This window comes from Alteraurantiacibacter lauratis (assembly GCF_037154155.1).
Classification (GTDB): domain Bacteria; phylum Pseudomonadota; class Alphaproteobacteria; order Sphingomonadales; family Sphingomonadaceae; genus Alteraurantiacibacter; species Alteraurantiacibacter lauratis.
Genome location: NZ_JBANRN010000025.1, coordinates 1 through 9,475, shown reverse-complemented (window position 1 = coordinate 9,475; position 9,475 = coordinate 1). Strand labels below are relative to the sequence as shown.

Here is a 9,475-nt window from a genome sequence, read left to right as displayed (position 1 = left end):
GCCAGCAAAGACCGTGAATCAGAAAACCCGAGCCTTGGGAATCCCCTGCCGATTCAGCAGCTATGAAAACCGGTCTAGCGTCGGGGGAACGAGGAGTGATCGACATGGCGTTACTGAGTGTAATTCGACGCTGGCATTTCCGGCAGCACATCCCGATCCGAGAGATTGAACGGCGCACGGGATTGTCGCGCAACACGATCCGCAAGTACCTGCGGGCGGATACGATCGAGCCGAAGTTCAAAGTCCCAGCACGGCCGGGCAAGCTGGACCCGTTTGCGGAGAAGCTATCGGCTTGGCTGCGGATCGAAGCCAGCACCCGGATTATTCACCAGACGAGCTATTTCTGGTTGGCGAACGTAGCTTAACCTACTGATTTGGTGTAGAGAATGGTTGCTTAGACGACCCTCTGACACCGGACAGAAAGTGCCACGCCCGCCATGATCCACGATAGCGTTGTTCCTTTTGGATTCCCAGCCATTTGCCGCAAGAAGGTAACCGCGGCTTTCGATGGCGGGCGGCTGACCTCGGATGGCGGGGTGCTGCTGCTGGCCCAGGCGGAGCGCCGGATGGGCATTGCCGGGCATCTGGCCAACTGCATTGCCGACCCCCGGGATCAGAGCCGTGTCGTCCATGGTCTGGGCGACATCCTGCGAGCACGGATGTTGGCGATCGCCTGCGGTTATGAGGATGCCGACGACCTCGATACGCTGCGCCATGATCCCGGCTTCAAACTGGCGGCGGGCAAGCTTCCCGACGCGGCTGTCGGTCTTGCCAGCCAACCGACGGTGAGCCGCTGGGAGAACGCACCGACGACGCGCGAACTGGTGCAGATGATGGGCGTCATGGTCGATATCTACTGCGCCAGCTATCCCGCCCCGCCCGCGGCGGTGACGCTCGACATCGACGAGACGGTCGACATCGTCCACGGCGGCCAGCAACTGTCGTTCTGGAATGGTCACTACGGGACACGCTGCTTCCTGCCGATCCACGTTTATGACACCGCGACAGGGCGACCGGTGGCGATGTTGCTGCGCGCCGGCAAAACGCCGTCGGGGGCCGAGATGGCCGGCCATGTCCGACGGCTGATCCGACGGATCAAGAAGCACTGGCCCCGGGCCCGGATCACGCTGCGCGGCGACGGCCATTGTGGCCGCCCCGAGATCATGGCGTGGTGTGAGGTCAACAGGGTCGATTATGTGTTCGGCCTTCCCGGCAACCGGATACTGCACGCCGATCCTGTCATTGCCGGTGCCGCCGATGCTGTCTGCGTCGATCGCGCCACAAGGGGGTGGCCGGTTCTGCGCCGCCATGCCGAGACCCGCTATGCGGCAAAGAGCTGGGGCACGACGGGCCGGCGCGTTGTGGCGCGCATCGAGGCCAGCACGATGGGGCTCGATATCCGCTTCGTCGTCACCTCGCTCAAGGACGGCACGGCTGAGCGGATCTGCGACACGCTCTACTGCGCCCGCGGCCGCGCCGAAAATCTGATCAAGCTGCACAAGTCCCAGTTGGCCAGCGACCGCACCTCGTGCCGCTCGGCCAATGCCAACCAGATGCGCCTCATCCTGCACACCGCCGCCTTCTGGCTGATGTGGCGCATCCAGCAGGCAATCCCCAAGGCCACCGCGCCCGATGTCACCTCTTTGGCCACCGCCGAGTTTGCGACGCTGCGCCTGCGGCTGCTCAAGGTCGCAGCCCGCGTCATCGAGAGTGCCACCCGCATCCGGGTTGCCTTCGCGTCAGCCTGTCCCGATGCGGCCACGTTCAGGACCATCGTCCTCGCGCTCAGGCCCGCTCCGACATAGCTGGCGCGGCCGGGCCGCCGAACCCTGCGACCTCTCCATCAACCCCGCAAACCTCTCGAACATCCGCGATGCAACAGGCGCTGCGGACACGCCCGCCTCGATCAAGCCGACAGTGCGGTCGAGCGCCAATCCACACCAACTACCGCACCGTCATGAATACGATGGGCTAGAACTCTGTTTCTGGATTGAGCGGAGGGGTGCTGTTTTCAGCCTCCTCCCATTCGGCGTAGGTTCTACCATCAGGCAACCGCCACAGAATTCGGCCGTTTGCTGCGGCTCCGGTCACCGTGGCTGCGGCGGCCGAAACAGAGGAAAAGATATAGTCCGAGGTGAACAGAAGGCCGTCATTTATTTCCACCAGAATGCCCTTGGCGAGCAGATTGGAGTTGACCCGCTTTGGTGGACGGGTTGCGGTTTAGGTCTGTTGGGTCAGGCCATGGCGCCTCCGTTCATATTCCAGCGGTGAGAGATATCCCAGCGCCGAGTGTCGGCGGGTGGGGTTGTAGAAGCCCTCGATGAAGTGGAACACGGCCATGCGGGCTTCGGTGTGCGAGCGGAACCGGTGACGGTCGATCAGCTCGCATTCCAGTGTGGCGAAGAAGCTTTCACACATCGCATTGTCATACGCATCGCCGACCGAGCCGGTGGACGGCCGGACGCCGGCATCCTTGCATCGGTTACCGAACGCCAGCGACGTGTATTGCGATCCCTTGTCCGAGTGGTGGATGACATCGTCCGGTCTGCGGGTCTCGAGCGCCATGTCGAGGGCGTCGAGGACGACCCTGGTCTTGAGATCGCCAGAGAAGGCCCAACCCACGATCTTGCGCGACCAGGCATCGAGCACCACGGCCAGGAACAGGAACCCGGCCATGGTGGGGACATAGGTGATGTCCGCCACCCAGAGCTGATTCGGCGCCGCCACGAAGAAGTTGCGCCGCACCAGGTCTGATGCCGGCCTGTCGGCCGGGTTGGGCTGCGTGGTGCGGATGCTCCGCCTACGGCTGACACCAGTGATCCCGGCCACTTGCATCAACCGAGCGACCCGCTTCTTCGCGATGGCGACGCCTTCGGCCTGCAACTCGGCATGCACGCGCGGCGCCCCATAGGTGTTCCGCGAAGCAGCATGGATCGTCCGGATCCGGCGCAGCAGATCGGCGATGCGCGCGAGCACGTCGGCGAGCCAGGCCTGAGGATCGACGTCGTTGAGCCGGCAGGTCTGGATCAGGGAATAGGCGGCGGCCGCGCGCTGTCCGCCGCGATCCGAGCCGCAGAACAGCCATGATTTGCGGCCAAGAGGAATGCAGCGCAGGGTCCGCTCGGCGGCGTTGTTCGAGAGACAGACCCTGCCCTCGGCGAGGAAGCGGGTAAACGCGTCCCAGCGCCGCAGCATGTAGTGACAAGCCTTGGCGAGATCGTGGTTGCGCGAGATTTTGCCGAGCTGCGCGTTCAGCCAGTCGCGGAGTTCGGTCATCAGCGGCGCGCTGAGCTCCTGGCGTACCGCGAGACGCTCGGCGGCACTCTTGCCGTTGATGCCTCGTTCGATCGCAAACAGGGCGTCGAGCTTCTGCACGGCCTCGAGCGCGATCGGGTAGATCATGCCGGACTTCTCTCCGTGGCTCTTCCTGCGCGCTGCGCCCTCGACGTCAGCCAGTTCGAAAAACTTCCTGCGCGCGTGGGCGAAACAACCCGCCTCCAGAATCGGCCCGGGCTGCCGGTTCGGCACGTAGAGCTCGTTGTAGCCCGAATAGGCGTCAGCCTGCAGGACCCCGGACCACTCGGCCAGATGCCGCCTTGGATGATCGCCGCGCCGGTCGCGCGAGTAATAGAACACGGCCGATGGCGGATCGTTGCCGCCGAAGGGCCGGTCGTCGCGGACGTAGTCCCACAATCGGCCGGTGATGGTCTTGCCCTTGGCCATGACCGGCACTGTCGTGTCATCGCCGTGCAAGCGCGTGGCAGCAAATGTATGGGCCTCGACCAGGTGAAAGATCGGCATAAGCGCCTGGCAGGTCGCGCCAATCTGGTCAGCGAGCGTCGAAACGCTGAGCGGCACACCCTCGCTGGCAAAGCGCTCGGCCTGGCGGTGCAGTGGTTGGTGCTGGCCGTACTTGTCGAACAGCAGCATGGCGAGGAAGCTGGGGCCGAACATGCCGCGCGGGGTGACGTGGAACGGTGCTGGCGGCTGCGTGATCTTCTCGCAGTCCCGGCAGGCGAACTTCTCGCGCACCGTCTGGACGACCTTCCACGAGCGCGGGATCACCTCCAGCGTCTCGGTCACGTCCTCACCGAGCTTCGAGAGACGCTCGCCGCCGCAGGCCGGGCACGAGCAGGGCGACGGCAGGACCACACGCTCACGCGGCAGATGCTCGGGCAGCGGCTTCCTGACCGGCTTCTTGCGCTCGAACGCGACGACGGTGGTTGTCTTGGCCGCTGCGGCTTCGGCGGCAAGCTCATCCTCGGCGGCATCGGCTTCGAGATGTCAACGCTGACTAAAATTTCCCCAGAAGTGCCGGGTTAAAATTCCCCAGTTTGGGTTTTCGGTGATCAGCCGTTCCAGTGATCGTGGGGGCGCTCCTTCGGTGGCCTTCCGCGCCTTTTCGGCGGCGGCGGCGGCGTGATGGCGGAGATCGCTCTGGTGTGCTCCGGCACGAGATCGGAGTGGGCGCGCAAGCGGTAACTGGCGCCCTCGATCTGGATGACGATGGCATGGTGCAGCAAGCGATCGAGCAGCGCTGTTGCCACCACCGGATCGCCGAACACCTCGCCCCATTCAGCAAAGCCGCGGTTGGATGTGAGGATCATCGCCCCCTTTTCGTAGCGGGAGTTGACCAGCTGGAAGAAGAGGTTGGCACCGCCAGGCGTCACTGGGAGGTAGCCGATCTCGTCGACGATCAGCAGGGTATTCCGATTGAAGAACCGAAGCCGTTCGGGAAGCCGCCCGTCGCGCTCGGCGCGCACCAGCATGTCGATCACCTCAGCCAGACTGGCGCGGTAAACCCGCTTGCCAGCCCGAACAGCCTCCGCGCCCAAGGCTGTCGCCAGGTGGCTCTTGCCCGTGCCCGGCGGGCCCAGCAGATGGACCACCTCGCCCCGCTCGATAAAGTCGAGCTGCGCCAGTGCGAGGATGCGACCACGGTCCAGCGAAGGCTGGAACGAGAAGTCGAAGCCTTCAAGGGTTTTCATGGGCATGAGCCGTGAGGTCTTGAGCCCGACAGTGAAGCGCCTGCTTTCCCGATTGCCATACTCATGCGAGAGCAGGATATCGATGGCTTCAAGCGCGGTCATTTCGCCGCGCTCCAGACACCGCATGGTATGATCAAGCACCTCGAGCGCACGGGGCATTCTCAGTCCAACCAGGCTCGTACGGATACGGTCGATGATCTCCGTCATGGCCGCACCTCGCTGCTGGCCAACCGCCGCCCGACGGCCTCGTAGAAGCCCAGCGAGCGCCTCGTAATCTCAAGCCCTGCAGGCGGCGGCACTGTCGCCGCGCGAGGCGGAGCGAGCCGCCGGTGGGAAGGATCAACCCGGCGCTGATTGCGTCCATCGAGAACCGGATGCACCGCGATCAGCTTGCGATCCTCGAAGATCCTGATCTCACGGGGATGGTTCTGCACTTCCACGACCCGTTTGCGCGTGGCGTCGGGCACCGAGTACAGATTGCCGCCAACCGAGACCATGCCTTCATGGCTGACTCGCCGCTCGATCGTGAGCACCGCATTATACGGGGCCGCAGGCAGAGCCGTCAGTGCGGATTGCTCCTCGGCAAAGTGCTCGCTGACGATCCGCCGGGTCGTGGCATGCAACCGAACATTGGCCACCGTGTCCAACCATTCGCGGAACTGCCGGTTCAGGTCATCAGCGTTGCGGAAGGTACGGCCAAGGAAGAAGTCCTGACGGATGTAGCGGTAGGGCCGTTCGATCTTGCCTTTGGTTTTGGCCCGATAGGGCCTGCATGCACGCGGCAAAGCGCCGTAATGGTCCAGCAAGGCGACCAGCGACCGATTGTAAATCACGATACCCTCGGCATCTTCATCGATCACCGCAGTTTTCATGCGGTCGTAAAGCACCTCGGACGGGGCACCTCCCATCGCATCGAAGGCGTCGATGTGGCAGCGCATCACCGTCTGCAGATCCTGGGTCGGACAGAACCGGCCCCACAGCCAGCGGCTATGGCCCAGCACCATCGAGAACAGCCAGAAGATCCGGGTCACACCCGGCTCATCGCTGAACGCCACCTTGAACTGGGCAAAGTCTACCTGAGCCTGCCGTCCCGCTGGTGTTTCAAAGCGCCGCTCGAACTGGACCACTCGCGGCGGCCGGCACTGGCGCAGGAAGTCCGTGACGGTCGTGTAGCCGCCCTTGAACCCCATCGCAGAGATCTCGCGGAACAGGCGCTTGCCAGACAACCCCGGATACAGCGCGATGCGATCGCGAAGATACGGTTCGTAGGGTTCCAGCTCACGCGGACGAGCTGGCCGGGGCTTGTAGACCGGCGCCTTGACGCCACCGGCCAGATGTTTGCGTACCGTCTTGCGGTCAAGGCCCGTCTGCCGCGCAATCGCCGACACCGACAGCCCCTGCCGCTTCAAGTCATGGATCATGACAATTTCCTCAAGTCTGATCACCGGCCACGCCTCCCGTCGATCCGGAAAGCATAAGGATGATCCGTGCGGGTCGTTGCCAATTCGCTCCGGGGCTAGCCCCGGAGCGAATTGGCGCTCACCTCAAACTGGGGAATTTTCGTTCGGCACTTTTGGGGAGAATACATCCGGCATCGACACGAGATCTTCGAGTTGAAGCTCCATCTGCGACAGCAGCCGTTCGGTGCGCTCGGCGCTGGCGCCGAACTGCTCGCGGCGCAGCTTGGCGTTCTGCAGCTTGAGGTGTTCGATCATCGCCTGGGCGGCAGTCTCCCGGGCCCGGGCGTTGGCCAGCGCGGCCTCTGCCTCACTGGCCCGTTGGGTTGCCTGCGCCAGCAGTGCCTTGAGCACATTTACATCGCTTGGAAAGGGCGAAACGGCGGCGTCCATGGCCAGAGTGAATCACTTCCAGCCCCCCTGTGCAAGGCGGAAATGAGCGGTTCCGTAAAGAAATCCGGCGGTCAGCCAGCGCTGGTCGGGCGCCAGGAATACTGCGGGTTGCGCCAGTCGATCCCGTCGAGCAGGCAGGCCAGCTGGGCGGCCGTCAGCGACACCACGCCGTCCTTCGCGCTAGGCCAGATGAACTTCCCCCGCTCGAGCCGCTTGGCGTAGAGCGACATGCCGACGCCGTCGTGCCAGATGATCTTCACGAGCGATCCGGATCGGCCCCGGAAGACCCAGAGATCTCCGGCGAACGGGTCCTTGGTGAAGGTCTGCTGGACCTGCGCCGCCAGGCTCTGCATCCCGCGCCGCATATCGGTGTGCCCCATCGCGATCCATACCCGCGCGCCCGACGGGATCACCGGACCGCCCTCAGCGCTGTCGCCGCAAGCGCTGGCGGCGTCGATGCCGAAATGCGCAAGCGCCGGCCATCGGCAAGCTCCAGTATAATCGCAGCTTCCGGCTCGGCGCCTGCCGCGCTGGCCACCATCGGCTCTACCAAATCTTCGATCACCGCCGGGACGAATGCCGCCTCAGCCCGCCGAAGCGCCGCTCGCCGCCAGATGTAGATCAGGGTCCGCGAAACATCGTACCGGCGGGCAACATGCGAAACCACCGCGCCCGGTGCAAACGCCTCCCGCAGAATCTCAAGACGCTCTGCGTCCGTCCACTCCCGGTGCCGCCGCCCACCGGTCATTACCGTCACATGCCCCATCGCTGTCCTATCGTGCGTCCAAATGTGCGACCAATAGGACGTCATTCGCACACACCGCGACCTCAGCAAGCGGCTCCCACCGGACGGTTACCGAAAATCTCGCGGATAAGCTTATCGTGAGCTTCAAGTGTGCGTGCCATTTTACGTTCAATTTCCCTGATATTCGGTGCCCGGGACAACTCTACGATTGTCCTTGCTGATGACGGATTTTCGGTTGAGCAGAATAATCTGCTGATCTTGAGGTCGACGAGCAGCGGGATCGGTGTCGAGCCCCAATCGCTTCAAGGCATAGTAGAGCAGAGCGCGACGCACCGGGATTTGCACCTGCCCATTCGTCATCCCGTAATCGAGCTCTATGACCCGCCTTTGGGTGGCACTGAGTTCCGGATGCGGGCCGATCTCGAGCCCCACCATTTCCTGCCAGGCGACGTCTGGTGTTGCCGGTTGTCCTGTCGAGCGGGTTTGGCGGGTTTCGATGATCCGGGAAATCACGAAATCCCGGTATTCTCCGCTCTTTTCGCAATATGACCGGGCGTGCCATCTGAAGCCATCGAAGGCCAAGGCATGCGGCGCTGTCCAGCGCCATTCCGGATCAGGCAACGACATCGACTGATAGAAAACTTCGATGACCTCGTGGCGCCGGATTGCAATGACGAGTGATCGCAGGATAGCTGGATCTATGCCGCGTGCCGGGGCTGGGGTCGCATCAAAGATCGGGAAATTGCCGATCCATGCGTCCTCCTTGGTGACAATTCCCTCTGCAACTGAGCGGACCTGTGACAGATACTGCGTTGCATCGGGTTTCAGAAAGAGCGGTGTAAAGGTGGCCCCGCGAACGTAAGTCTTGCCACTCTTGTCGTAGACCATGTTGTCTGGGGCGAGTGCGATATAGCGGTTGAGGTCGCTCGATGCCTGGTTGACCGATACGCCGAACTTGTCGATCAGATCGCTTCGGTTGACATGACCCTCCCAGAACAGGCGGAACTCGATAAACTGGAGCTTCTGCTCCACGCCCCATCTGAGATTTGACCTGTCATCCACCAACCAGCCCCCAACCGAGTCCACATGGGACCAGTTTATTGTTGGGTCAGCTTACAGGGCGGATGCTACGGGAGCAATCACAAAGCTGGGTAACGATCAATTTTCAGTGCGCAGGTTTGCGCTGACATAACGGGCGTATACGCAGGGCTACTCCGAGAGAGTTCGTCCGCAGGCTCTCTCCCACCGCCATCATCTCATCGCGAACCAATGAGATAGGCCCCACTGGGCCAGAAAATCCCCAGCTTCCGCGCTGTTTGGCGTTTTCCGACCGAACCTCAGAGACCGCGACTGAGGCCCAAATCGGTCTCTGACCGGCTTTTGTCTCTTTTCGCCTAAACCTCCTGGCGGAGAGGTATAGGCCGTATGAGTGACGCAATTTGGGGTTTGATGCCTTGCACTTGCCGACACGTTTGCAGCTTTAATTTGGCAGGCAAGGGGGCATTAGAACCCAAGGTGTGATGTGGTTCGCCAAGGTAAATGACACCGTTTATCATCGTCAGGCCGCAAGACGCGCAGCAGTGCCCTTCGAGAAGTTTGTCCAAGTGACATAACGTTTGGCACCATCAGGTCCGTATTGAAGCGCGGCATTCAGTACGTCAATTTTGTCAGATACACCCACAATTCCCGCCCCCCGGACGCTGAGCGCCGATCTCTTGGATTTGTGCGCTATAAAATTGCGCAAATGCCTGAGTTCGTCGATGGGCCATGGCGTGACCCCGAGTTCAGCCGCGATCTGCGAAGAATTTGAGACATCTAGGCTTCGTGGACAAAGCTTGACTGCGGACACGGTCGCTGATTCAAGGCTGGCTTTTGGAGGCAGTCTTGGGCGA

The 9,475-nt window shown here is 62.4% G+C and carries 8 protein-coding genes and 3 pseudogenes; 2 read left to right on the top strand and 9 right to left on the bottom strand.

What is annotated here, in order from left to right; genetic code table 11:
• Positions 1-104 precede the first annotated feature (104 nt).
• Together WFP39_RS15030 and WFP39_RS15025 are read left to right on the top strand one after the other, a co-directional pair.
• Positions 105-314 (top strand): annotated as a pseudogene (locus tag WFP39_RS15030) (IS21 family transposase); the annotation flags it as partial.
• A 123-nt stretch (positions 315-437) separates the two neighbouring features.
• Positions 438-1,805: an IS1380 family transposase gene (locus WFP39_RS15025; protein ID WP_336920652.1), complete on the top strand. Its 1,368-nt coding sequence runs from the start codon at positions 438-440 to the stop codon at positions 1,803-1,805.
• Positions 1,806-1,971: 166 nt separating this feature from the next.
• On the opposite strand, the gene WFP39_RS15020 is transcribed toward WFP39_RS15025, so the two are convergent.
• The 9 genes and pseudogenes from WFP39_RS15020 to WFP39_RS14980 all read right to left on the bottom strand — a co-directional run.
• A complete protein-coding gene (locus WFP39_RS15020; protein ID WP_336920654.1) occupies positions 1,972-2,184 on the bottom strand; it encodes a DUF4357 domain-containing protein in 213 nt (70 codons plus the stop codon).
• A 36-nt stretch (positions 2,185-2,220) separates the two neighbouring features.
• Positions 2,221-4,281 (bottom strand): annotated as a pseudogene (tnpC, locus tag WFP39_RS15015) (IS66 family transposase); the annotation flags it as partial.
• A 68-nt stretch (positions 4,282-4,349) separates the two neighbouring features.
• Positions 4,350-5,195, bottom strand: coding sequence for an IS21-like element helper ATPase IstB (istB, locus tag WFP39_RS15010; RefSeq protein ID WP_066531921.1), 846 nt, complete (start codon positions 5,193-5,195; stop codon positions 4,350-4,352).
• Entirely contained in the window at positions 5,192-6,433 is a 1,242-nt protein-coding gene (gene istA / locus WFP39_RS15005; protein WP_336920651.1) for an IS21 family transposase, read from the bottom strand. Before istA ends, istB begins: the two co-directional genes overlap by 4 nt.
• A 156-nt stretch (positions 6,434-6,589) precedes the next feature.
• Positions 6,590-6,838, bottom strand: a pseudogene (locus tag WFP39_RS15000) (transposase domain-containing protein); the annotation flags it as partial.
• A gap of 71 nt (positions 6,839-6,909) precedes the next feature.
• The gene (gene tnpB, locus WFP39_RS14995; protein ID WP_336920650.1) at positions 6,910-7,251 is read right to left on the bottom strand and encodes an IS66 family insertion sequence element accessory protein TnpB; all 342 of its coding nucleotides are present in this window, start codon (positions 7,249-7,251) and stop codon (positions 6,910-6,912) included.
• Positions 7,248-7,586 carry an IS66-like element accessory protein TnpA gene (gene tnpA, locus WFP39_RS14990; protein ID WP_336920653.1) on the bottom strand — a complete coding sequence of 113 codons (339 nt, stop codon included), beginning with the start codon at positions 7,584-7,586 and terminating at the stop codon, positions 7,248-7,250. The genes tnpB and tnpA overlap by 4 nt, the downstream gene beginning before the upstream one ends.
• A 165-nt stretch (positions 7,587-7,751) precedes the next feature.
• On the bottom strand, positions 7,752-8,615 hold the full coding sequence (locus WFP39_RS14985; RefSeq protein WP_336920649.1) for a BrxR family helix-turn-helix transcriptional regulator: 864 nt from the start codon (positions 8,613-8,615) through the stop codon (positions 7,752-7,754).
• Between the two features lie 526 nt (positions 8,616-9,141).
• A partial coding sequence (locus WFP39_RS14980) for a hypothetical protein (protein WP_336920648.1) occupies positions 9,142-9,475 on the bottom strand: 334 nt, incomplete at its 5' end.

Excerpts from the sequence above, each read along its gene's own strand:
- WFP39_RS15025 (WP_336920652.1), top strand. The coding sequence starts at position 438 with ATGATCCACGATAGCGTTGTTCCTTTTGGATTCCCAGCCATTTGCCGC.
- istB (WP_066531921.1), bottom strand. The coding sequence starts at position 5,195 with ATGACGGAGATCATCGACCGTATCCGTACGAGCCTGGTTGGACTGAGA.
- tnpA (WP_336920653.1), bottom strand. The coding sequence starts at position 7,586 with ATGACCGGTGGGCGGCGGCACCGGGAGTGGACGGACGCAGAGCGTCTT.